Raw genomic sequence first — 21707 nt, forward strand, 5'->3', positions numbered from 1 at the left:
TTCAGTCTTCTCGCACTTGCCGGAGCACCGCGACTCGCACAATGAGAATGGCGCAGACGGCGAGACTTGCGAATTTCAGCTTGGTCATCCACGGCAGGAGATACGCGGCAAAGCTTGCCGAGGCACTGTCGCTGAAGGCGACCAGGCTTGAGATGTTTTCGGCATAATCGGCGAAGCCGTAAATGAAAGGCAGGACGTAAGTGATCCGGCCAAGCAGGCGGGGTGCCTGCCGGCCGCGCCATGTTTCGATCGGTCCGAGCCGCAGAAAAATCAGGAATAGAAGGGCGGTCAGCAGGGCCGGAAAGATGAGTTCCGGGCCGAAATACATGGCCCGGAGAATGCGGCTTGCCGTCTCATTCTGGTCGAGCAGCGTCTGCATATGAAAGACTGCAGCCTCGTCGTAGCCTACAAAATAGCTATCGAGCACCGCCTGCCCCGTCTCATGCTCGAAGGGCATGGTGAAGCCGAAGGTGGTCCAGCCGAGGACGACGAGGCAGAGGGCCGCGAGCAGCGCGATGATCCAGAGCGGAACCCGGCTGCCCATTTCCATGATCAGACGCCAACGCCTGGATAGTTCGGGCTTTCGCGCGTGATCGTGACATCATGCGGATGGCTTTCACGCAGGCCGGCGCCGGAGATGCGCACGAAGGTGGCGCGATCCTGGAACTCCTTGATATCCTTGCCACCGACATAACCCATGGCAGCCTTGAGGCCACCTGCGAGCTGATGCAGGACGCCGGAGACCGGACCCTTGTAGGGCACCTGTCCTTCGATGCCCTCAGGCACGAGCTTCAGCGTGTCGCGCACTTCCGCCTGGAAGTAGCGGTCAGCGGAGCCGCGCGCCATGGCGCCGACGGAACCCATGCCGCGATAGGCCTTGAAGGAACGTCCCTGGTAGAGATAGACCTCACCCGGGCTTTCATCAGTACCGGCGAGCAATGACCCGATCATGACGGCGGAAGCACCTGACGCGATGGCCTTCGCCACGTCGCCCGAGAACTTGATGCCGCCATCGGCGATGACGGGGATATCCTGCGCCCTTGCGGCCTCGACAGCCGACATGATGGCAGCAAGCTGCGGAACGCCGACACCGGCGACGATGCGTGTGGTGCAGATTGAACCCGGGCCGATACCGACCTTGACAGCGTCGGCACCGGAATCGATCAGCGCCTTCGTGCCGTCGGCCGTTGCGACATTGCCAGCCATGATGCGAACGGAGTTGGAGAGCTTCTTGACGCGGGCGACGGCTTCCAGAACACGAGCCGAATGACCATGGGCCGTGTCGACGACGAGCAGGTCGACGCCGGCATCGATCAGCCGTTCGGCACGCTCGAAACCATCGTCACCGACGCCGACGGCAGCGGCGGCGCGCAGGCGGCCCTGCGCATCCTTGGACGCGTTCGGGTTCAGTTGTGCCTTTTCGATATCCTTGACGGTGATCAGACCGACGCAACGGCCTTCACCATCGACGACCAGCAGCTTCTCGATGCGGTGAGAGTGCAGCAGGCGCTTGGCCTCCTGCTGATCGACGCTTTCCTTGACCGTCACCAGATTCTGATGGGTCATGAGTTCGTAGATCTTCTGGGTCGGGTCGGATGCGAAGCGGACGTCACGGTTTGTGACGATACCGACGAGGCGGCCGGATTTCTCGACGACCGGAATGCCGGAGATGCCGTGCATCTTCATCAGCGCCAGGGCATCGGCGAGCGTAGCGTCCGGGCCGATGGTCACGGGATTGACGACCATGCCGCTTTCGAACTTCTTGACCTGGCGAACCTGCTCGGCCTGCTCGACGGGGGTAAGGTTCTTGTGAATGACGCCAAGGCCGCCGGCCTGCGCCATGGCGATTGCCAGGCGGCCTTCGGTCACTGTGTCCATTGCGGCAGAAATGATCGGGATATTCAGTTCGAAATCGGGGGCTAGGCGCGTTGCGACACTCGTCTGACCCGGCAGGACTTCGGAATGACCGGGCTGCAGCAGCACATCATCGAAGGTGAGTGCGTCCAATCCGGTTGGCGTTTCAATGATGCGAGCCATGGCCAAATTCCTTCAAGAAAGAAAAATGCGTCCCACCCGGTACGAATCGTCCGCACCGGCGGTGTGCATGAGTTTATGGAAGTTGGCGAGGGCTGGTAACACGTCTATGACAGGAAGGAAATAGCAAAAAAGCCCGGCACATGGCCGGGCCTGGAGCGCCATATGTCCACGTGGATGCACAAGGGACGCTCTATCTCTTTGAATCTACGCATCCGGCTTTCCGAAAATCGTTTCCGGTTTTCGGGCTGATGCGCATGCATGGGAGCTATGCGTATGGCTCAGATGTCGAACTGGTAGGTCTTCGGCACGAAGCGATAGCCGGTCTCCTGTTTCTCGACGAAGCCGACCGACGGGAACGGCATGTGATAGCCAAGGAAGGCGATCTTGTCGGTGGCGATCATGTCGAACACTTTCTTGCGGGTTGCGGCCGCCTTTGCCTTATCCATGTCGAAGCGCACCTCCCAATCCGGTCGCTGCAGCGACAGGATGTAGTGATTTGCCGTGTCGCCGGTCATGACGAGCCGCTTGCCCTCGGATTCCACATGGAAGACCATGTGGCCGGGCGTATGGCCGGTGGCAAGCATCGCGGTGAGGCCCGGCGCGATCGTATCGCCTTCCTTGACGAATGTCGCTTTTTCAGCGAGCGGCACGACATTGGCGAGCACCGCCTTGTGGCCGCCTTCGGCCGTCGTGCCTTCGCGCGCCTTATCCGACCAGAAATCATACTCAGCCTGGCCGATGACATAGCGGGCATTCTTGAACGCCGGAGTGCCGCCTTCCATCAGGCCGCCAATATGGTCGCCATGCAGATGCGTCAGCGCCACGACCGTGACGTCATCAGGCGAATAACCGGCAGCCTTTAGCCCAGCAGCGAACTGGCCCATGCCCCGTTCGCGGCCGGCCGCACCGAAGCCGGTATCGACGACGATGACATCGGAACCGGTGTCGACAACGGCTGGCGCATAGCTGTTTGCGAACTTGTCGGTCGGCAGAAAATTGGCGGCGAGAAGCGCTTGGACCGTCTGCGGATCCTGGTTCGAACCGAAGGTCTCATAGGGCTTTTCGAGCACGTTGAAACCGTCGCGGACAGCAGTAAATTTGAAGGAGCCGAGCTTGAACTGATTGATCTGCGGCTGCGGTGTGACTTCCATATTGCGTGTTTCTCCAGTTGCGGCCGCTTGGGCCGGTCCCCTCAAGATGACCGGCGCGGCCAGCAGGCCGAGGCCTGCGGCAAAAAGCGTGCGCCGCTTTATTCCATGAAAATTCGTCATATATCCATCCTCGATACTGTGCGGTGCGTCGCCGCACGACCCCCGATATATTCCGGCCAGATTTGCAAGATTTCTTGCTCCGGCAAGGTAAGCATATGTCAATCTTGAGGCGCGTAAGTATCGGGCAAGCCGTCTCACGCAGTCGTGATCCAAACGTGTAATGGAAGCCGATTGTGGGATTGGCAGAGCCCGGAACTGAGACTACACAGCACGGGCCTCCCAAGCCTCATCCCCATCCATCCAAGGCATTCGCCTATGAACCGCATTGTCCCGCTGATCCTTGCCGTTGCCCTCTTCATGGAACAGATGGACTCCACCGTGATCGCGACGGCCCTGCCGGCGATCGCGGCCGATCTGCATGTCGGGCCGATTACCCTGAAGCTGGCGCTTACCTCCTACATGGTGGCGCTTGCGGTGTTCATTCCGATCAGCGGCTGGATGGCTGACCGTTTCGGGGCCAAGAATATCTTCCGGCTGGCGATCTGCGTCTTCGTCGTCGGCTCCATCTTCTGCGCTTTTTCCTCCAGCCTTGTCGAATTCGTCTTCGCACGCTTCCTGCAGGGAATGGGCGGCGCGATGATGACGCCTGTCGGGCGTCTCGTGCTGGTGCGGACGACGCAGAAGAGTGAGTTGGTCTCGGCCATGGCGCTGCTGACGATCCCGGCCCTTGTCGGCCCGCTTGCCGGTCCGCCGCTCGGCGGCTTCATCACCACCTATTTCAGCTGGCACTGGATCTTCCTGATCAACGTGCCGGTCGGCGTTGCCGGCGTGTGGCTCGCAACGATCTATCTGCCTGAGATAGAGGCGACAGCGCCGCCGAAACTTGATTTCTACGGTTTTATCCTGACCAGCCTTGCGGCTGCGGGCGTCGTCTTCGGCCTTTCGGTCGTCAGCCTTCCGGCCCTGCCGCCTGTTATCGGCATCTCGGCCACGGCCATCGGCATCGTCTGTGGTTTTCTCTATGTCCGCCATGCCAGGCGCTATCCGACGCCGATCCTCGATCTCAACCTGTTCAAGAATTCGACCTTCCGTGCCTCGACGAGTGGCGGCACGCTGTTCCGCATCTGTGTCGGCGCCATGCCCTTTCTGACGCCGCTGATGCTGCAGCTGGGATTTGGCCTTACGCCCTTTCAGTCGGGCCTCATTACGTTTGCCGGCGCGATCGGCGCCATCTCCACGAAGTTCATCGCGCGCCGCGTCTACAAGGCGATCGGCTTCCGTACCACGCTTCTCTGCGCTGGCGCCGTGACGACGGTCGTTACCGCTGTCACCGGCCTCTTCACACCGGATACGCCGCATCTTGTCATCATCGGCGTGCTGCTGCTTGGCGGCTTCTCCCGCTCCTTCATGTTCACCGGCGTCAATGCGCTGGCCTTTGCGGATATCGATGATGCACAGGCAAGCCAGGCGACATCCATGGCCTCGGTCATGCAGCAGATCAGCCTGGCGCTCGGTGTTGCCCTTGCCGCCTCGATCCTGGAAACCTCGATCTATTTCCGCGGAGCCGAGCTGCAGGTCATCGATTTCCACATCGCCTTCTTCGTCATCGCCGGTCTGACGGTGATTGCGACGATCCCCTTTGCCCGCATGGCCAAGGACGCGGGGGCTTCCGTATCCGGCCACCGCGCCCAGCGCGTGCCGCCGACGATCAACACCGAGCAGCAGCCGGTCAAGTAAGCAGGCGGCTATTCGTCTTTTTCGCAGACGGCAGATAGTTTGTTGCCGTCGAGATCCCTGACATAGGCTGCGTAGAAATGCGCGTGATAGGAGCGCAACCCCGGCTCGCCTTCGTCGACAGCGCCGGCAGCAATCGCCGCCGCATGGAAGGCATCGACAGCCGCCCGCGTTTCCGCCTCGAAGGCGATCATGGAGCCGTTGCCGTTCGTCGCCCGCCTTCTGTTGAAGGGGGTTACCACCCAGAAACGGCAACGCGTGTCGCCATCACTGGCATAGCCGATCTCCTCCTCCGAATGGCGCTGGCGCCGGTAGCCGAGCACCGGCAGAACGGCATCATAGAAATGCCGGGCGCGATAGAGATCGTTGGTTCCGAGTGTAACGTAAAGAAGCATGGGACGGCGGTATCCAGTCCTGGTCGCTTGATCATCCGCAGGACTGACCCAAAGATCAAGCGTCCTCGGGCTCCGCCTCGGCTTTGCGGCCTTTGAAACCCTTCGCCAAAAGGAACATCTCCACCGATTCGGCCCGCGATGAGGCAGGCTTGACGTGCACGACCTGACGGAAATGCTGTTTCAGCAGGGTGAGCAGATCCCGCTCCGTGCCGCCCTGGAAGGTCTTGGCGAGGAAGTGCCCGCCCTCGCCCAGCACCTCGATGGCGAAGTGGGCTGCGACCTCACAGAGATGCATGGTGCGCAGATGGTCGGTGCGGTGATGGCCGGTCGTGGGTGCCGCCATGTCGGAAAGCACCAGATCCGGCGTGCCGCCGACGGCTTCCAAGAGCTTTTCCGGGGCTGTGGGATCAAGGAAATCGAGCTGCAGTACCGTGACGCCGGGTAGCTGCGTCATTTCCAGAAAGTCGATTGCGGCCACACGGACATCCTGGTCCGTCGACCCCGTCACCTTGGCGGCGATCTGCGACCAGCTTCCCGGAGCAGCACCCAGATCAATGATGCGCCTCGCGCCCTTCAGGATATGGTGCTTCTCATCGATCTCCAGCAGCTTGAAGGCCGCGCGGGCGCGGTAGCCCTCGAGCTGGGCACGCTGCACATACGGATCGTTGATATGGCGCTCCAGCCACTGGCGCGAAGAGGCCTTCATCTTCTTTTTCTTGACGCGCTGGCCGAGCTTGCGGCCGGTGCGGTTTCCCGCGATCGTTGGCTTGGTCATGCCTACCCCTTGTTTCCTCGCTGGCCACGGCGGTTGCGATGCCGCCGCCAGACGCCGTCGTCGGCCATCATGTCGGTGAGCAGGCCTTCCCTCAAGCCACGATCGGCAACACGCATGCGCGGGCTCGGCCAGCGGCGGCGGATCGCCTCCAGAATGGCGCAGCCAGCCAGCACCAGATCGGCGCGATCCGGCCCGATGCAGGGATTGGCGGCGCGGCTTTCAAAATTCCAGGAGAGAAGTTTCGCCTGCATGGCGGAGACCTCGTCATCCGACAGCCATATGCCATCGACCTTGCGGCGGTCGTAGCGCGGCAGGTCGAGATGCACGCCGGCAAGCGTGGTCACGGTGCCAGACGTACCGATAAGGTGGAAATCACCATCCACGCCAATCTCGATCTCCGGGCAATCGAAATTCGACAGCATGCCTGCGACTTCGCTCACCATGCCCTCGAAAACTTCCGGCGTCACATCACGGCCGCCATGGCGCTCCGACAGGGTGACGACGCCGACAGGCAATGAAGTCCAATGGGTGATGTGATTGGCAAGACGGGCAAAACGGCTGTCGCCGATGCGGATGACGGCGATTTCCGAGGAGCCGCCGCCGATATCGAAGAGAACGACGGACCGCGTCTCACGGCCGACGAGCGACGAGCAGCCGGAAACGGCAAGCCGCGCCTCGGTTTCGCGATCGATGATTTCGAGTTCCAGCCCCGTTTCGGCCACGACCCGTTTCAGAAAATCCTCGCCATTGGCCGCCTGGCGGCAGGCCTCCGTCGCGATCAGCCGCATGCGGCGGATTTCACGGTTTCTGAGCTTGGAGGCGCAGATCCGGAGCGCGTCGACTGCCCTCTCCATCGCCTCGTCGGACAGCCTGCCGCTGGCGGCAAGCCCCTCGCCGAGACGCACGATCCGGGAAAAGGCATCGACGACACGGAATTGGCCGGGGCGTGTGGGCTGGGCGATCAGCAGGCGACAATTGTTGGTGCCGAGATCGAGCGCGGCATAAAGCTCGTCCGGCCAGGGATGTTCGCCCCCTGCCCGCTCCTCTTCATGACCCGACTGGCGGTTTCTGCGATTTGCCGCTTCAGCATCTTGCCCTTCGCGCAGCACAGGGCGCGAAGGCGCCTCAGTGCGATGCTCGGGCCTGGCGGACGGCGGCGCGTGTACGGGAGCCAGCGGCCTGCCCTGAAGGCCCCGCTTGCTGCGATGCTTGCGTCGATTGCGTCGACTGGACGACGAATCGCCCTCCGGCCGCGAACCATGACCGTGAGTGGCAATCTGAACGACTGCCTGGGGCTGCACAGCAATGTCGGGCTGGGATGTGCCACGTGCACCACGACGGCGGCGTTTCCGCTTGCGGGCCGGGCTTTCCGGGTCTTCCTTCGGGCGCGCAGCCTCCCCGGCATGGCCAGAGAGATCATGCGAAGCGGGATGAGCGGCGTTGCGGGATTGCCCGTCACGCTTGCCCTTGCGGCGCCTGGACTTCTTGCCGTCCTTGCGCCCTGCCGCCGACGCCCCGTCAAATTGCGGCTTTGCGCCGCCTTCGGGGTCTTCCACGTTCTTTTTCCATCGCGCCGCGCAAGTCCAGAAAGGTATGCCGCAGGCGCTCATTCGATTTTTGCGTTGCGGCGAGGATATCAGCGACCGACGAAATCACCAAATTCTTTTTGATTCCGGATTTTAAACCTTCAATTTTCAACCGGATTGGAACGACCGAATTTTTTCAAAACGGGTATTTGCAATCAGCCCGCTTTTGGTTATAAGCGCCGCACAGCAGCCAAGCCATGCTTCGGCAGCAACTGCTGGGGAATAGTTCAATGGTAGAACGACGGACTCTGACTCCGTTAATCTTGGTTCGAGTCCAGGTTCCCCAGCCAATTCTCCCAAAAAGCCCTTAATTCCTTGATTTTCCAGTCGCGCCGGGTATCGTTTTGGCGTCATTGCCGACCTGTTGCCCAGAATTGTAGCCACAGGCTGTGGAAAGGCTCAGATGCCGAAGAATTCCTTCGTTTCCTGCGATCATCATCGCCGATCCGGAGGGCTGCACGGTGAAATGAACATGGCTTTGACCCGCCACAGTAGCAAAACCTCAACCGTCCGCCGATAGAATTACCCTGACTCCCTGGAGACGGTTCGAGCCATGAAAACCTTTTCTGTCCTGTTGCTGACGGCACTTCTCATTCCGGCCACCGCCCGGAGCGAGACGGAATGGATGGGCGATGCGCGGCAGTGGTCGGTCGGGTTCGTTGGTGAGAAGCCCTCCTATTGCCGGCTGGTCTGGAACAATGAACTCGGCAAGACGGTCGAATTCCGCCAGAGCCTCGACAGCGTCATGTGGCTCGTTTCGAAGGATGGCTGGGATATTCCGGAGGGCACCACGACCAAGGTGACGCTTGTCGGGTATTCCGGCACCAAGGCCGTAGCGGCAGAATTCTTCGACAGCAAGACGCTTCGCATCCTGCCAGCGGATGAGAAGACGGGCGTCGCGCAGATCAAGAAGATGCTCAAGAATTCCTTTATCGGCACGCCGGATATGGAGCTGGATTTTGCCGGAAATGAAGAGAAATGGGTGGTGCCTCTCTCGCGCCTCCAGCAGATGTATACGACCTACGTCAATTGCCTGAACCGCCTCGTCCCCGCCAATCAGGCCAGCCAGGTTTCCGACAAGACCCAACCGTTCTGAAGCGTGTTGCAATTTTTCAGATTTGCGCGCCACGCTTCAAGTTTGTTTGAGGCAGGTCGTTATTGGAAAACCGCTGAACAGTTTTGCGCGACATGCTTTCGGCGTTCGCATTCTGCGTCGCCACGTCGCAGCAGCGCGCCACAAATTTGGCCCGCGCCACAATGATCATCCTGGTCGTGCCCGCTGCACTTCATTCGCGCGGGCAATCGGATGGTGATCTTCCCGTTTCAGGAGGCCATTGTGCAGAGGCTTCGTATCGCATTTCTCATGAGCGCCGTGGCAATCGCCGCCGTCGAGCTTGTCGGCCCGGCGGAGGCTCAGTCCGTCGCCCACAAATCAACCGATACCCATGTGCTCGTCGTGCGACTGCCGGATGGTTCGCTTGAGCGCATTCGTTACGCAGGTGACCGACCGCCGCAAGTCCGGTTCGACAGTCAGCCGGATTCGGGCCTTTTCGATCCGTTCTGGCCTTCCGCTCCCTTTGCCGATCTAGACCGCATATCCGCAGCGATGGACCGCGAAGCTGCTGCGATGATGCAACGGGCCGACAGCATGATGCTGGCATCTCCGGGAAATCTGACTGATGTCGGCCTCAACAGGCTGCCGGCCGGCATGCAGGGCTATTCGATGGTTTCGACCATGTCCGGCAACGGTGTCTGCACCCGCAGTGTCCGTTACTTCAACAGCGCTGACAGCAAGCCGCAAGTCGAGAGCAGCACGTCGAGGAATTGCTCACCCGGCAAGGCGGCAGGCGCGCCGTTGCCCGCCAAGGCGCCGCGGCCGGCCCTGAAGCCGAAAACCTCTGGTGTCATCGAGGCCAACGCCCGGCCGCCGGTAACAGATGGCAGCGTATCACAGGCAAATCTTCGGCTTGCGAGCGCGGTGAACTGATGGATTACGGTCCAGTATCGTCACTTGCGCGTCAGACGGAAATCTTGCTCCGCACCGCGTCAGCGATCTCGGTCATGCGGTCGACCGGGGCGTGACCAATCAGCATGAAGGCGTGGGTAGCGTTCGCCCAGTAGACGACATTCATGCCCTTGCGGCCTTCGATATCGGGGGGGTTGGGGCCGCCGTCGGAGGCGACGATGCAGAGCGCCATGGGACCGGTCTCGGGATCCAGATAGGCGATCTGGGCGAGCGGCTTGCCATCATATTGCAGGATCTGGGCGCGCTTGAAATCTATATCAGGCAGAGCAACCTGCTCTGGAGAAAGCTGCAGGCCGAGGTTGCCATCCAGACTGGCGAGCTGCGCTGCCTGCACGTCTCTGGGCGGGACCGGACCGGCGAGCGTCTCCGGTGTATAGAGCGAGATATATTCGGCGACGACGGCGCGCCATTCGCTGTTTTCGTCCTTGCCCGAGAGCCCCGTGCCGAGACCGATCACGGCGCGGTCGACGGCGATGCCGGCAACGACCGAAGCAGCAAGTGCGCCGAGAAAGCCTCGGCGGCTGACGAAGGCAGCCGGCCTTGCAGACCGGGCGGCGGGAATGGCCGATAGCATGGCTTCGAGCTTTGCCTGCGGAGCGGCATCGAGTAGCGGCGCAAAGGCTTGCTTGTAAGGCAGGCTTGCACGCGCCAGGAATTCCAGCCGTTCGGCGACAGCTTCGTCGGCCTCGATCAGCGCTTCGATGTGGGCAGCCTCTTCGGCGCCGAGTTCACCATCGATGAAGGCGGTCAGTTCCTCGTCGGAGGGCATTCTGTGCTTCGTGCTCATTCAAATCCCCCTGCCGATACAGTCTCGGAGAGCTTCGCGCGGGCAGCTGCCAGCCGGCTCATCACGGTGCCGATCGGAACATCCAGTATGGCGGCGACCTCGCGATAGGAAAGCCCTTCTACATAGGCGAGGAAAACCGCCGATCGCTGCGCCTCCGGCAGCGCGTTCACCTGTTTCAAAACCTGGTTCGCCATAACATGCGTTTCGGTGTCGCGGGCGCCATCTGATACCAGCGTCTCGTCGGCATCGACGAAGCCCTGCCCCTGGCGAACGCGGCGGGCACGGATCTCATTCAGCCAGATCGAATGCAGGATCGAAAACAGCCAGCGGTCGAGCCGCGTGCCTGCCACGAACTGATCGACCCGCTCCAGCGCACGAACGCAGGTCGCCTGCACGAGATCGTCGGCGACATCGCGCTGATGCGAAAGGACGAGGCCATAGCGCCACAGACGGGCAAGATTTTCCGTCAGGCCGCTCCTGATATCCGCTTCGCTCGCGATGGCCGCCTCCGCGCGTGTTGGCTGTCTCGGAACCGCCGGCCGGGCCGGCGATTCCGTTCTGGCGCGACTATAGGCAGGAAATGTGGTGTGTGCGACCGACATCCAGAAATACCCTTCAATCAACCTTGTCTTTCTCCTGCCCCGCGCAAGCGTGCAGCTTTGTTCCACGCAATTCCGGACGCAAAACCGCTGCACGCTTTTGCTGGCATTGCTTTAGATCTTCGACGGATCGATGATCGCGGCGTTAAGGTCCTGATATTCCTCGCAACCGGTGCCACAGATCGCCTTGATCGTCGTCAGCTGCTCCTTGGCGAGATCGAGCTGGCCCTTGATGACATAGGCTTCGCCGAGATATTCGCGAACCTTGGCATATTGCGGATCGAGCTTCACCGACTGCAGATAGTAGGAGATGCCCTCATCCGTGCGGCCGAGTTTGCGGGTGGCGTAACCGCGATAGTTCAGCACTTCAGCGGTGTTTTGATCCTTGACGGTGTCGAGCATGGCGAGCGCTTCTTCATAGCGACCGGCCTTGGCGAGCGAATAGGCATAATCGGTACGGTTTTCGTCCGTCACGTTAGAGCTCTGCTGCTTGACGCACTTCTTGGTCTTCTGGTCGTAGATCTCGCCCTTCTTGCAGACCGGCATGGTGCTGCTATCGTTGCCGATTGCGAAGACGGGGCCGGAGAAGACGGAAGCGGCAATGCAGCTGCCGAATACGAGGGAAGCGATGCGGACAGTCTTGATCGTCATGGGATAACTCCTCAAAAAATGACGTTGCGAGGAGTGAACACCGCTGCTGGCAGCTTTATTCGACAGGCTTTTGCATTTTTCGATCACTGCTTCGTGAAGAATAGCGTACCGAATAAACCTCCGCGCCCGCGTGTTTTCCACTCGTTCCGCCGGGAACGACAAGGAGCATACCGTGACTCAATCCGTCAGACTTTTAAGTCTCGCCACTGCAGTGCCTGATCATATCATCACCCAGAGCCAAGCCGCCGCGGCATCCTCGCGCCTCTTTGGGGATCGCTTCAAGGAATTCCGCCACCTCGCACGCGTCTTCGACAATGCCGGTATCGGAAAGCGGCATGCCGCCCGCCCCCTCTCCTGGTTTGAAGAGACGCATGGCTGGCAGGACAGAATGGAGGCCTATGAGGAGGTCGCCGGTTCGCTGTTCGTCGCGACGGCAACGCGCGCGCTCGGTCAGGCGGGGCTGACGGCCGATCAGGTCGATTGCGTGGTAACGGTTTCCTCCACCGGCATCACCACGCCAAGCCTCGATGCGCGGCTTGCCGGCCCGCTCGGCTTTCGCGCGGATATCGAGCGTGTACCCGTCTTTGGGCTTGGCTGCGCTGCCGGCGTTTCCGGCTTTGGCATCGCTTCGCGCCTGGCGCGCAGCCGCCCGGGCGCCGTCGTGCTCTTCGTCGCCATAGAGCTTTGTACGCTGGCCTTCCGTCTGGATGAGCTGACGAAACCGAACATCATCGCCACCGCCCTCTTCGGTGACGGGGCTGCAGCCTGCGTGCTACGAACAGGCCAAGGCGGCATGGCAGAAGTGGAATCGGCAGGCGATCACCTGTTTCCCGATACGCTCGACATCATGGGCTGGAAGATCGACGATACCGGGCTCGGAATCCTGCTGGCGCAGGGACTACCGCCCTTTGCGGAAAAGGAGCTCGGCCCGGCGATCGACGGCATCCTGGCGCGCAGCGGCCTCAAGCGCGGCGATATCGACCGTTTCATCTGTCATCCCGGCGGCACGAAAGTGCTGGCGGCGATGGAAAGCACGCTTTCGATGGGGCCAGACACGCTCGACATCGAGCGGTCGGTGCTTGCAGACTACGGCAATATGTCCTCGCCGACCGTGCTCTTCGTTCTGCAGCGCGCTATCAGCAGAGGTCTGCCGGACCGGGCGGCGATGATCGCCATGGGGCCGGGCTTTACGGCAAGCTGCGTGACCTTGCGGAGGGTCGCATGATGTGGCCTTCCATCACATTGCTGGCCTTCGTGACCGCCCAGCGGCTTTCGGAACTGGTTATCGCGCGCCGCAACACGATGGCGCTCTTTGCAAAGGGGGGGCGCGAGATCGCGCCCGATCATTACCCCTACATGGTGGCGCTTCACACGGGCTGGCTCGCCGGGCTGTGGATGCTGGCAGCGGGACAGCCGGTTCAGCTCTTCTGGTTCGGTCTTTTCATGCTGTTGCAGGTGCTGCGGCTGTGGGTGCTGACCACACTCGGGGGGCGCTGGACGACGCGTATCATCATCCTGCCTGGTGCGCCGCTCGTCGAAGGCGGCCCCTACCGCTTTTTCAAACATCCGAACTACATGATCGTGACAGGTGAGATCGCCGCCCTGCCGCTTGCCTTCGGCATGCCGCTTTATGCGCTCGTCTTTTCTCTCCTCAATGCCGCCGTCCTGACTGTTCGCATCAGGGCAGAAAATGCCGCACTTAAAAGCGCAATGATTTTGAAATGAAATGCGATTTTTCGTTTGCGCCGCAGCATTGAGATGGGCATTTTAAGGCCTAAAACATAGCGGAATGCAGGGGAAAATGACGAAAAACGCAATCGTGCTCGGCGCCGGTATCGTCGGGGTTTCGACGGCCATTCATCTTCAACGCCGCGGCTGGCAGGTTACACTCATCGACCGCAAGGAGCCGGGTAACGAAACCTCCTTCGGCAATGCCGGCCTGATCCAGCGCGAAGGCGTCATGCCCTACGGCTTTCCCCAGCAGCTCGGCCTGCTGCTGCGCTACGCGCTGAACAACCGCATCGATGCGCATTATCATCTGAAGGCGCTGCCCGGCCAGCTCGCCTTCCTTGCCCGCTACTGGTGGAACTCCAATCCGAAGCGGCACGAGATGATCACCAAAGCCTATGCACCGCTAATCGAGAATTCGATCGTGGAGCACAAGGACCTGATCGAAGCATCGCATGCCGAAACGCTGATCCGCAGGGATGGCTGGATGAAGATCTTCCGCACCGGCGCCAAGCGCGACGAGGCCTTTACGGAAGCGGCCCTCTGGAAGGATCAGTTCGGCGTCAGCTACGAGAGCCTGAGTTCGGCCGATATCGCTCGACTGGAGCCTGATATCACCGGTGATTTCGTCGGCGGCCTTCGCTGGATCGATCCCTGGTCGGTGCTCGATCCGCATGCGTTGACGCGTGCTTATCGCAGCTATTTCGAAAGCCTCGGCGGACGATTTATGACCGGCGACGCGGCGTCGCTCGGGCCAATCGGGTCCGGCTGGAAGATCATGACGTCGGAGGGGTCGCTTGAGGCTGACGACGTCGTGCTGGCGCTCGGCCCCTGGGCGGCGGTCGCGACCCGGCGCCTCGGCTATTCGTTCCCGCTCGGCGTCAAACGCGGCTATCACATGCATTACAGCGTCCAGGGCAATGCGGTGCTCAACAACTGGACGCTGGATTCCGAGCGCGGCTATTTCCTGGCGCCGATGAACCGTGGTGTGCGCCTGACGACGGGTGCGGAATTCGCAACGCTCGACGCGCCGAAGACGCCGGTGCAGCTCGACCGGGCCGAAGTGGTGGCCCGCACGATCTTTCCGCTGGGTGACAGACTGGATCCGGAACCGTGGATGGGCGCCCGCCCCTGCACGCCCGACATGATGCCTGTCATCGGCAAGGCGCCGCGCCATCAGGGCCTATGGTTTGCCTTTGGCCACGCCCATCACGGGCTGACGCTCGGGCCGGTGACGGGGCGCGTGCTGGCGGAACTGATGACCGGCGAAACGCCGTTCATCAATATTTCGGCCTATTCGCCTGACCGCTTCAGCCCGTAACGCCGAGCGCGGCGAGAGCCTTCAGGGCTTCTGCCGCGATACCCTCGATCGTGTCGTCGATATCGACGGTAACGACGCCCGGTTCGCCCGTCGGTACTTCCAGCGTCTCCAACTGGCTTTCCAGTAATGAGGTGGGCATGAAGTGCCCCTTACGATGGCCCATGCGGTCCGTCAGCAGTTCTTTCGACCCTTCGAGATAGACGAAGTAGAGGTTGCCGCCGGCTGCCGCTCGCAGGCGTTCGCGGTAGATATGCTTCAACGCCGAGCAGGACACGATGGTGCCTTCGCCCTTGGCAAGCGATGCCTTCATCGTCTCGCCGATGCGGTCGAGCCAGGGCATCCGGTCCTCATCGGTCAATGGAATGCCCTTCGACATCTTCTCGACATTGGAGGCAGGGTGAAGAGCATCACCCTCGACGAAGGGCAGATGCAGAGCCTCGGCTATCTTTTCGCCGACCGAGGATTTGCCGGAACCGCTCACCCCCATGACGATAATTGCATGGAGCGTTCGGTTATTCTCGGTCATTGCTCGTCTCGCTCATCGTTCCGACGTGGGATATCTGCGGCATTTAAGCATTTCCATATTTCTTCGAAACATGGAAATGCTCTATCTCTTTGTTTTCACGCAATTCCAGACGCAAAACCGCTGCGCACTTTTGCTGGAATTGCTCTAGGAGGCCGCAGCTACGGCAGCATTCTTGCGTGCAAGACGCGCCCTGATCGTTTCGACATCCGCCCGCGGCGTCGCTGCAAACAGGGTCTTTGTGTAGCTATGCTGGGGATCGTTGAAAACCTGATCCCGCGTGCCGTATTCGACCGCTTCGCCGAAATACATCACCATCACGTCGTCTGCCATGTAGCGGACGACCGAAAGGTCGTGGCTGATGAAGACATAGGTCAGGTTCAGTTCGTCCTGCAGGTCCGCGAGCAGGTTGAGCACCTGCGCCTGCACCGACAAATCAAGCGCCGAGACAGGTTCGTCGAGAACCAGAAGCCGTGGTTTCAGCATCAGCGCGCGGGCAATGGCGATACGCTGGCGCTGGCCGCCCGAGAACATGTGCGGATAGCGGTTGAAATGAACGTCCTGCAGGCCGACCTTCTTCAGCATCGCCATCGCCAGGTCGCGTCGCTCGGCAGCCGGCGTATTGGTGTTGATGATCAGCGGCTCCATCAGGATGTCGCCGATCTTCTTGCGCGGGTTGAGCGATCCATAGGGATTCTGGAAGACGATCTGCACCTTGCGGCGGATTTCCGGCGTCAGGTCACCCTTGAAGATATCGACCTTCTTACCGTCGATGAAGAGTTCGCCCGCCGTCGCCGGGTCGATCATCGTGATGATACGGGCGAGCGTCGACTTGCCGCAGCCGCTTTCGCCGACGATCGCCAGCGTCTTGCCCTGCTCGACACTGAAGCTCACGCCCTTGACGGCATGGACCGTTCGCGCCTTCTTGAACATGCCGCCCGGCAGGTAATAGTCGCGAACGATGTTCTTTCCCTCGAGAACTGGCGTCATCAGGCCGCTCCCTCCACAGTCTTATTCGGATTGAAAAGTTCACCGATGGTCGGCAGCCGGTCGCCGGTCGCATTATCAGGAAGGGCGGCGAGCAGTGCCCGCGTGTAGTCGCTCTTCGGAGATTCGAAGAGCGAGAGCACATCGGCCTCTTCCATCTGGCGGCCCTTGTACTGGACGATCACCCGGTCAGCCGTTTCGGCAACCACGCCCATATTGTGCGTGATGATGATCAGACCCATGCGATGTTCCGTCTGCAGGCGCATCAGGAGATCGAGGATCTGTTTCTGGATGGTTACGTCGAGCGCCGTGGTCGGCTCGTCGGCGATCAAAAGCTTCGGGTTGCAGGCAATTGCGATGGCGATCATGACGCGCTGGCACTGGCCACCCGACATCTGATGCGGGAAGTGGCCGAGCCGCTCGGCGGGATCGGGAATACCGACCGCCTGGAAAAGCTCGATCGCGCGCTTGCGCCGCGCCGCCTTGTCGAGACCAAGATGAATCCTCAGCACTTCCTCGATCTGGAAGCCCACGGTGAAGCAGGGATTGAGACTGGCGATCGGCTCCTGGAAGATCATCGACATATCCTTGCCGATGATCTCGCGCCGTTTGGCTCCGGACATGCCGAGCAGGTTCTGGCCGTCGAAGAGCATCTTGTCGGCCAGAACCTTTGCCGTCCACGGCAGAAGGCCCATGGCAGCCAGCATCGAGACAGACTTTCCCGAGCCGGATTCGCCGACGATCGCCAGAACCTCACCTGCGTCGACCTTCAGCGAAACGCCGTCGACCGCGCGAAAAGGCCCGGTCGAGGTTTGAAATTCGACGACGAGATTTTCAATTTCGAGAAGCGCCATCTCAGGACCTCTTCATCTTGGGGTCGAGCGCATCACGCAACCCATCGCCCATCAGATTGATAGCGAGAACGGTGATCAGGATGGCGAGACCCGGAAATGTTACGACCCACCAGGCGCGCGATATGAACTCGCGGGATTCGGCGAGCATCGTGCCCCATTCGGGTGTCGGCGGCTGGGCGCCCATGCCGAGGAAGCCGAGGGCGGCTGCATCGAGGATCGCGGCGGAGAAGGCAAGCGTCGCCTGGACGATCAGCGGTCCGAGGCAGTTCGGCAGGATCGTCTTGAACATCAGTCGGAAGGTGCCGGCACCGGCGACCCGGGAGGCCACCACATACTCCTTTTCACGCTCGCCCATCACGGCCGCGCGTGTCAGGCGCACGAAATGCGGCTGGTTGACGATCGAGATCGCGATCATGGCATTGAGCAGGCCGGGGCCGAGCACCGCCACAAGCACAAGGGCCAGGAGCAGCGACGGGAAGGCGAGGATAATATCCATCAAGCGCATGATGACGATATCGACGCGACCTCGGAAATAACCGGCAACGAGGCCGATCAAGACACCGGCAACCACCGATAGCGTAACGACCACGACACCGATGAACAGCGAGAAACGTGCGCCGAAGATCAGGCGCGAAAGAATATCGCGGCCGACGGCATCCGTTCCGAGCGGATAGGAGAAGCTGCCGCCATCCATCCAGAAGGGGACGGAGAGCAGAAGCTGGCGGTTCTGCTCGGTCGGCGCATGCGGCGAGACGAGCGGTGCGAAGATCGCCATCAGCAGGATGATGAGGAAAACGAAGAGGCCGATGACGGCGCCCTTGTTTCGCGAGAAATAATACCAGAATTCCGTCAGGGCGGAGGGCTGGTCGGATTTTGCAGTTATCGTGCTCATGGACCGCTCCTAGTGTCTGATACGCGGATTGATGAAGCCGTAGGTCAGGTCGACGATCAGGTTCACCAGCATGATGATGCCGGCAATCATGAGAAGACCGCCCTGGACGACTGCATAGTCGCGCTTGAAGACAGCATCGACCATCCACTTGCCGATGCCCGGCCAGGAGAAGATCGTTTCGGTAAGAATGGCGCCTGCGAGCAGCACGCCGACCTGCAGGCCGATCGTGGTGATAACAGGGATCATGGCGTTTCTGAGCGCATGGACGCCAACGACGCGCAGGGGTGCAAGGCCCTTGGAACGGGCCGTGCGCACATAATCCTCGCCCAGCACTTCGAGCATCGCCGAGCGGGTCTGGCGGGCGATAACCGCAAGCGGAATGGTGGCAAGCACCACGGTCGGCAGAATGAGATAGCTGACGGCCGACGCGAAGGCGCCCTTCTGGCCGGAGAGCAAACTATCGATCAGCATGAAGCCGGTGACCGGCTTGAAGAAATACATCAGCGAGATGCGGCCGGAAACCGGCGTCCAGCCTAGATAGCCGGAGAAGAAGATGATGAGCAGCAGGCCCCACCAGAAGATCGGCATCGAATAGCCGATGAGGGCGACCCCCATCACACTCTGGTCGAACCAGGTTCCGCGCTTGACAGCAGCGAAGACGCCGGCCGGAACACCGAGAAAGATTGCCACCAGGATGGCGCAGAGAGAAAGTTCGAGCGTTGCCGGGAAGAGCGTGAAGAACTCGCCGAGAACCGGGCGCTTGGTGACGATCGAGGTGCCGAGATCGCCGTGCAGCACTTTTCCGAGATAATCGAAATACTGCACATACATGGGCCGGTCGAAACCGAGATCATGCATGATCTGGGCGTGACGTTCGGGTGCCATGACACGTTCGCCCGACAACAGCATGACGGGGTCGCCAGGAAGCAGGCGGATGAACGAGAAGGCAATGAGCGAAACGCCTAGGAAGGTCGGTATCAGGACTGCGAGGCGCCCGATGAGAAATCGCAACATAGCAAGGTTGTCCAATAGTTTCCGGCGGTCAGGTGGAAGCCTGACCGCCGGTTAAGCCCGGTTTTAGCCGGGCAGTTTATCATTTTTCTTATTCGGCGATATCAACGCCGTCGAAGCGGTGAATGCCGAGCGGGTCCATATGGAAGCCCGACACCTTCTTGCTGACCGGTACGAAGACCAGCGAGTGGTCGAGCGGGGCCCAGGGAGCTTCCTTCTTGAAGATCGCCTGCGCTTCCTCGTAGAACTTCGTGCGTGCAGCAACGTCAGCCGTTTCCTTGGCCTTCGTCATCAGAGCGTCGTAGTCCTTATTGCACCACTGAGCGCGGTTGTTACCGCCGACAGCGTCGCAACCGAGCAGCGTGTCCATGAAGTTATCAGGGTCGCCGTTGTCACCGGTCCAGCCGAGAATGACGGCGCCGTCGCGCTTCACGTCGGAGGAGAGCTTCAGGTATTCGGCCCATTCATGGGTGACGATCTCGACGTTGACGCCGGCCTTGGCAAAGTCTGCCTGGATCAGTTCGGCGGCGCGGCGAGCGTTCAGCATGTACGGACGCGAAACCGGCATTGCCCAGACCTTCATGGAAAGGTCCTTGACGCCAGCGGCTTCGAGAGCCTTCTTGGCGCCTTCCGGATCGTACTTGTCGTCCTGGATCTTATCGTCATAGGACCACATGGTCGGCGGAATCGGGTTCTTGGCAACCTGTGCAGCGCCCTGGAAGACGGCGTCGATGATCGCCTGCTTGTTGATCGCCATGTTCAGCGCGCGGCGGACTTCCGGCTTGTCGAACGGAGCCTGCTGGGTGTTGTAGGCGAGGAAGCCGACGTTCAGGCCAGCCTGTTCCATGACCGTGAGGTTAGGATCCTTCTTGAGCTCACTAACGTCGGCAGCATTCGGATACGGGATGAGGTGGCATTCGCCGGCCTTCAGCTTCTGGGCGCGGACAGCGGCATCAGGGGTGATCGCGAAAACGAGATCGTCGATCTTTTCCTTGCCCTTGAAGTAGCTTTCGTTAGCCTTGTAGCGGATAACAGCATCCGGCTGGTAGGCGACGAAGGTGAACGGGCCGGTGCCCAGCGGCTGCTGGTTGAGCTGGGCCATCTTGCCGTCAGCGGCGAGCTTGTCGGCATATTCCTTGGAAACGATGGAAGCGAAGTCCATGGCGAGGTCGGCCAGGAACGGTGCTTCCGGATGATTGAGCGTGAACTTGACCGTCAGGTCATCGACCTTCTCGACCGACTTGATGAGATCAGGGAAGCCCATGCCGGCAGCGTATTCGTAGGAACCGCCTTCGACATACTTGTTCCAGGGATTGTCGGACTTGATCTGGCGTTCGAAGGAGAAGACGACGTCGTCGGCGGTGAGATCACGCGACGGGGTGAAGAAATCGGTCGTCTGGTACTTCACGCCGGGATGCAGCTTGAAGGTATATTCCTTGCCGTCGGGCGAAACCGTCCAGCTGTCGGCAACACCCGGCTCGATCTCCGTCCCGCCGTGCTTGAATTCAACGAGGCGGCTGTAGACCGTACGCGAAGACGCGTCGAAGGTCGTGCCTGCCGTGTAGAGGCTCGGATCGAAGCCTTCCGGCGATCCTTCGGCGCAATAGACAAGCGTCTTGGAATACGCGGCGGTAGCCATGACCGAAGCCAGGGCTGTCGCTGCGAGCAGGACAGAGAACTTTTTCATGATGTCGTTTCCCAGGTTTGTTCTTTTTTGATCTTTAAAGATCGGGCGCTCATTACCCCGATCAGCGGGCCGATGGAACGATATTTATTTGCTGAACGCAACGGCATCCGCAGAAAATTTTTCCAGAAAAGCAATTTTAGAAATTTTCGGTCAAAAATAGGCCCACATTTGCAAGATTGAAGCACGTTCAACCGTATTTTTGTCGCGTTTGGTATAATTTCGCGTCGCGGAAGGGCGTTGAGAGCGGTTTCAGCGGGCTCTGATATATCAACAGCCGTGAGCGCGAATGAAAAACCACGGCCATCAAAAATGGCCGTGGTTCATGATAATATCGGGATATTCTGATATCAGGCAGCCGGCGCCTGAATGGCGGGCTTGCGATAATGCTGTTCGCCGGTAAGGCCAAGCAGGAAATTGATCTGTGGCCTTGCCTTTACCAGATCGTCGATCGAATATTCGGTCAGCACGTCGAAGAAGGCGTTCAGCGCCTTGCGCAGCGCGGTGTTCAGGCCGCAACTATCAACCAGCGGGCATTCGACCGCGCCGTCCTCAAAGCATTCCGCCATGGCGAAGCTGTCTTCGGTGACCCTTACCACGTCGAAAAGGGTGATATCGGTCGCCGGCTTGCCAAGGCGTACACCGCCATTGCGACCGCGCACCGTCTCGACGAGGCCTGCCTTGTTGAGAGGCTGCAGAATCTTGAAAAGGAAGAGCTCGGAAACACCGTATGCTCTGGCAATCTCCGGAATCCGGCTCAAATGTCCTTCATTGGCTGCACAATACATCAACATGCGAACCGCATAGTTGGTCTGCTTCGTCAACCGCATGCCGATCTCCTAAATCATTTGTGGACCGTATATAGTGGGTTTCACAGTTTTGAACAATTCCAAAATATGAAATTCA

General features: G+C 60.3%; 22 protein-coding genes and 1 tRNA gene. 7 read left to right on the forward strand and 16 right to left on the reverse strand.

Annotation, left to right across the window (positions count from 1 at the left end; genetic code table 11):
- Position 1: 1 nt before the first annotated feature.
- The 3 genes from AC1DUP_RS31585 to AC1DUP_RS31595 all read right to left on the reverse strand — a co-directional run bounded on the left by AC1DUP_RS31585 (position 2) and on the right by AC1DUP_RS31595 (position 3308).
- Positions 2-550 carry a hypothetical protein gene (locus AC1DUP_RS31585; RefSeq protein ID WP_113510105.1) on the reverse strand — a complete coding sequence of 183 codons (549 nt, stop codon included), beginning with the start codon at positions 548-550 and terminating at the stop codon, positions 2-4.
- A 2-nt stretch (positions 551-552) separates the two neighbouring features.
- Positions 553-2037 (reverse strand): IMP dehydrogenase, encoded by a 1485-nt coding sequence (gene guaB / locus AC1DUP_RS31590; RefSeq protein ID WP_477836701.1) that lies wholly within the window; start codon positions 2035-2037, stop codon positions 553-555.
- A gap of 278 nt (positions 2038-2315) precedes the next feature.
- Positions 2316-3308 (reverse strand): MBL fold metallo-hydrolase, encoded by a 993-nt coding sequence (locus AC1DUP_RS31595; protein ID WP_477836702.1) that lies wholly within the window; start codon positions 3306-3308, stop codon positions 2316-2318.
- A 255-nt stretch (positions 3309-3563) separates the two neighbouring features.
- On the opposite strand from AC1DUP_RS31595, the gene AC1DUP_RS31600 reads away from it, so the two are divergent.
- Positions 3564-4985 carry a DHA2 family efflux MFS transporter permease subunit gene (locus AC1DUP_RS31600; RefSeq protein WP_113300657.1) on the forward strand — a complete coding sequence of 474 codons (1422 nt, stop codon included), beginning with the start codon at positions 3564-3566 and terminating at the stop codon, positions 4983-4985.
- 8 nt (positions 4986-4993) lie between these two features.
- Here the strand turns inward: AC1DUP_RS31600 and AC1DUP_RS31605 are convergent, their stop codons facing one another.
- The 3 genes from AC1DUP_RS31605 to AC1DUP_RS31615 are packed head-to-tail and all read right to left on the reverse strand — an operon-like array spanning position 4994 to position 7708.
- Positions 4994-5377, reverse strand: a complete 384-nt coding sequence (locus tag AC1DUP_RS31605) for a VOC family protein (RefSeq protein ID WP_113510102.1) — start codon at positions 5375-5377, stop codon at positions 4994-4996.
- A 55-nt stretch (positions 5378-5432) separates the two neighbouring features.
- Positions 5433-6152 carry an RlmE family RNA methyltransferase gene (locus AC1DUP_RS31610; protein WP_477836703.1) on the reverse strand — a complete coding sequence of 240 codons (720 nt, stop codon included), beginning with the start codon at positions 6150-6152 and terminating at the stop codon, positions 5433-5435.
- Between the two features lie 2 nt (positions 6153-6154).
- Positions 6155-7708: a Ppx/GppA phosphatase family protein gene (locus AC1DUP_RS31615; protein WP_477836704.1), complete on the reverse strand. Its 1554-nt coding sequence runs from the start codon at positions 7706-7708 to the stop codon at positions 6155-6157.
- Between the two features lie 246 nt (positions 7709-7954).
- Here AC1DUP_RS31615 and AC1DUP_RS31620 point away from each other — a divergent pair.
- The 3 genes from AC1DUP_RS31620 to AC1DUP_RS31630 all read left to right on the forward strand — a co-directional run bounded on the left by AC1DUP_RS31620 (position 7955) and on the right by AC1DUP_RS31630 (position 9725).
- Positions 7955-8028 (forward strand) — tRNA-Gln (locus AC1DUP_RS31620).
- 263 nt (positions 8029-8291) lie between these two features.
- Positions 8292-8834, forward strand: coding sequence for a hypothetical protein (locus tag AC1DUP_RS31625; RefSeq protein ID WP_477836705.1), 543 nt, complete (start codon positions 8292-8294; stop codon positions 8832-8834).
- Between the two features lie 240 nt (positions 8835-9074).
- Complete coding sequence (locus AC1DUP_RS31630; protein WP_477836706.1) at positions 9075-9725, forward strand: hypothetical protein; 651 nt, start codon at positions 9075-9077, stop codon at positions 9723-9725.
- Between the two features lie 31 nt (positions 9726-9756).
- Here AC1DUP_RS31630 and AC1DUP_RS31635 read toward each other — a convergent pair whose 3' ends face one another.
- The 3 genes from AC1DUP_RS31635 to AC1DUP_RS31645 all read right to left on the reverse strand — a co-directional run bounded on the left by AC1DUP_RS31635 (position 9757) and on the right by AC1DUP_RS31645 (position 11801).
- Complete coding sequence (locus AC1DUP_RS31635) at positions 9757-10551, reverse strand: anti-sigma factor family protein (protein ID WP_477836707.1); 795 nt, start codon at positions 10549-10551, stop codon at positions 9757-9759.
- On the reverse strand, positions 10548-11153 hold the full coding sequence (locus tag AC1DUP_RS31640) for an RNA polymerase sigma factor (protein ID WP_477836708.1): 606 nt from the start codon (positions 11151-11153) through the stop codon (positions 10548-10550). The genes AC1DUP_RS31635 and AC1DUP_RS31640 overlap by 4 nt, the downstream gene beginning before the upstream one ends.
- Positions 11154-11264: 111 nt before the next feature.
- A complete protein-coding gene (locus AC1DUP_RS31645; protein ID WP_113300680.1) occupies positions 11265-11801 on the reverse strand; it encodes a tetratricopeptide repeat protein in 537 nt (178 codons plus the stop codon).
- Between the two features lie 172 nt (positions 11802-11973).
- Here AC1DUP_RS31645 and AC1DUP_RS31650 point away from each other — a divergent pair, with 172 nt between their 5' ends.
- The 3 genes from AC1DUP_RS31650 (at position 11974) to AC1DUP_RS31660 (ending at position 14850) form a co-directional block, all read left to right on the forward strand.
- Positions 11974-13026 (forward strand): type III polyketide synthase, encoded by a 1053-nt coding sequence (locus AC1DUP_RS31650; RefSeq protein ID WP_477836709.1) that lies wholly within the window; start codon positions 11974-11976, stop codon positions 13024-13026.
- Positions 13023-13526 (forward strand): isoprenylcysteine carboxyl methyltransferase family protein, encoded by a 504-nt coding sequence (locus tag AC1DUP_RS31655; protein WP_477836710.1) that lies wholly within the window; start codon positions 13023-13025, stop codon positions 13524-13526. Before AC1DUP_RS31650 ends, AC1DUP_RS31655 begins: the two co-directional genes overlap by 4 nt.
- A 76-nt stretch (positions 13527-13602) precedes the next feature.
- The gene (locus tag AC1DUP_RS31660; RefSeq protein WP_477836711.1) at positions 13603-14850 is read left to right on the forward strand and encodes an NAD(P)/FAD-dependent oxidoreductase; all 1248 of its coding nucleotides are present in this window, start codon (positions 13603-13605) and stop codon (positions 14848-14850) included.
- Here the strand turns inward: AC1DUP_RS31660 and AC1DUP_RS31665 are convergent.
- From AC1DUP_RS31665 to rirA, 7 genes are all read right to left on the reverse strand, one after another.
- Positions 14840-15376 (reverse strand): gluconokinase, encoded by a 537-nt coding sequence (locus AC1DUP_RS31665; protein ID WP_477836712.1) that lies wholly within the window; start codon positions 15374-15376, stop codon positions 14840-14842. The genes AC1DUP_RS31660 and AC1DUP_RS31665 overlap by 11 nt on opposite strands.
- A gap of 144 nt (positions 15377-15520) precedes the next feature.
- Positions 15521-16363, reverse strand: a complete 843-nt coding sequence (locus AC1DUP_RS31670; RefSeq protein ID WP_115035675.1) for a dipeptide ABC transporter ATP-binding protein — start codon at positions 16361-16363, stop codon at positions 15521-15523.
- Entirely contained in the window at positions 16363-17214 is an 852-nt protein-coding gene (locus AC1DUP_RS31675; RefSeq protein ID WP_477836713.1) for an ABC transporter ATP-binding protein, read from the reverse strand. Before AC1DUP_RS31675 ends, AC1DUP_RS31670 begins: the two co-directional genes overlap by 1 nt.
- Position 17215: 1 nt before the next feature.
- Positions 17216-18106 carry an ABC transporter permease subunit gene (locus AC1DUP_RS31680; RefSeq protein WP_113300686.1) on the reverse strand — a complete coding sequence of 297 codons (891 nt, stop codon included), beginning with the start codon at positions 18104-18106 and terminating at the stop codon, positions 17216-17218.
- Between the two features lie 9 nt (positions 18107-18115).
- Positions 18116-19120: an ABC transporter permease subunit gene (locus AC1DUP_RS31685; RefSeq protein ID WP_113300687.1), complete on the reverse strand. Its 1005-nt coding sequence runs from the start codon at positions 19118-19120 to the stop codon at positions 18116-18118.
- An 88-nt stretch (positions 19121-19208) separates the two neighbouring features.
- Positions 19209-20804 (reverse strand): ABC transporter substrate-binding protein, encoded by a 1596-nt coding sequence (locus AC1DUP_RS31690; protein WP_113300688.1) that lies wholly within the window; start codon positions 20802-20804, stop codon positions 19209-19211.
- A 347-nt stretch (positions 20805-21151) separates the two neighbouring features.
- Positions 21152-21631, reverse strand: a complete 480-nt coding sequence (gene rirA / locus AC1DUP_RS31695) for an iron-responsive transcriptional regulator RirA (RefSeq protein ID WP_113300689.1) — start codon at positions 21629-21631, stop codon at positions 21152-21154.
- Positions 21632-21707: the final 76 nt, after the last annotated feature.

The organism is Rhizobium sp. 01L419 (assembly GCF_056400025.1).

Excerpts from the sequence above, each read along its gene's own strand:
- AC1DUP_RS31680 (WP_113300686.1), bottom strand. The coding sequence starts at position 18,106 with ATGAGCACGATAACTGCAAAATCCGACCAGCCCTCCGCCCTGACGGAA.
- AC1DUP_RS31690 (WP_113300688.1), bottom strand. The coding sequence starts at position 20,804 with ATGAAAAAGTTCTCTGTCCTGCTCGCAGCGACAGCCCTGGCTTCGGTC.
- AC1DUP_RS31610 (WP_477836703.1), bottom strand. The coding sequence starts at position 6,152 with ATGACCAAGCCAACGATCGCGGGAAACCGCACCGGCCGCAAGCTCGGC.
- AC1DUP_RS31585 (WP_113510105.1), bottom strand. The coding sequence starts at position 550 with ATGGAAATGGGCAGCCGGGTTCCGCTCTGGATCATCGCGCTGCTCGCG.
- AC1DUP_RS31655 (WP_477836710.1), top strand. The coding sequence starts at position 13,023 with ATGATGTGGCCTTCCATCACATTGCTGGCCTTCGTGACCGCCCAGCGG.
- AC1DUP_RS31665 (WP_477836712.1), bottom strand. The coding sequence starts at position 15,376 with ATGACCGAGAATAACCGAACGCTCCATGCAATTATCGTCATGGGGGTG.
- AC1DUP_RS31635 (WP_477836707.1), bottom strand. The coding sequence starts at position 10,551 with ATGAGCACGAAGCACAGAATGCCCTCCGACGAGGAACTGACCGCCTTC.
- AC1DUP_RS31640 (WP_477836708.1), bottom strand. The coding sequence starts at position 11,153 with ATGTCGGTCGCACACACCACATTTCCTGCCTATAGTCGCGCCAGAACG.
- AC1DUP_RS31660 (WP_477836711.1), top strand. The coding sequence starts at position 13,603 with ATGACGAAAAACGCAATCGTGCTCGGCGCCGGTATCGTCGGGGTTTCG.
- AC1DUP_RS31685 (WP_113300687.1), bottom strand. The coding sequence starts at position 19,120 with ATGTTGCGATTTCTCATCGGGCGCCTCGCAGTCCTGATACCGACCTTC.
- guaB (WP_477836701.1), bottom strand. The coding sequence starts at position 2,037 with ATGGCTCGCATCATTGAAACGCCAACCGGATTGGACGCACTCACCTTC.
- AC1DUP_RS31605 (WP_113510102.1), bottom strand. The coding sequence starts at position 5,377 with ATGCTTCTTTACGTTACACTCGGAACCAACGATCTCTATCGCGCCCGG.
- rirA (WP_113300689.1), bottom strand. The coding sequence starts at position 21,631 with ATGCGGTTGACGAAGCAGACCAACTATGCGGTTCGCATGTTGATGTAT.
- AC1DUP_RS31645 (WP_113300680.1), bottom strand. The coding sequence starts at position 11,801 with ATGACGATCAAGACTGTCCGCATCGCTTCCCTCGTATTCGGCAGCTGC.
- AC1DUP_RS31675 (WP_477836713.1), bottom strand. The coding sequence starts at position 17,214 with ATGGCGCTTCTCGAAATTGAAAATCTCGTCGTCGAATTTCAAACCTCG.
- AC1DUP_RS31625 (WP_477836705.1), top strand. The coding sequence starts at position 8,292 with ATGAAAACCTTTTCTGTCCTGTTGCTGACGGCACTTCTCATTCCGGCC.
- AC1DUP_RS31670 (WP_115035675.1), bottom strand. The coding sequence starts at position 16,363 with ATGACGCCAGTTCTCGAGGGAAAGAACATCGTTCGCGACTATTACCTG.
- AC1DUP_RS31595 (WP_477836702.1), bottom strand. The coding sequence starts at position 3,308 with ATGACGAATTTTCATGGAATAAAGCGGCGCACGCTTTTTGCCGCAGGC.
- AC1DUP_RS31600 (WP_113300657.1), top strand. The coding sequence starts at position 3,564 with ATGAACCGCATTGTCCCGCTGATCCTTGCCGTTGCCCTCTTCATGGAA.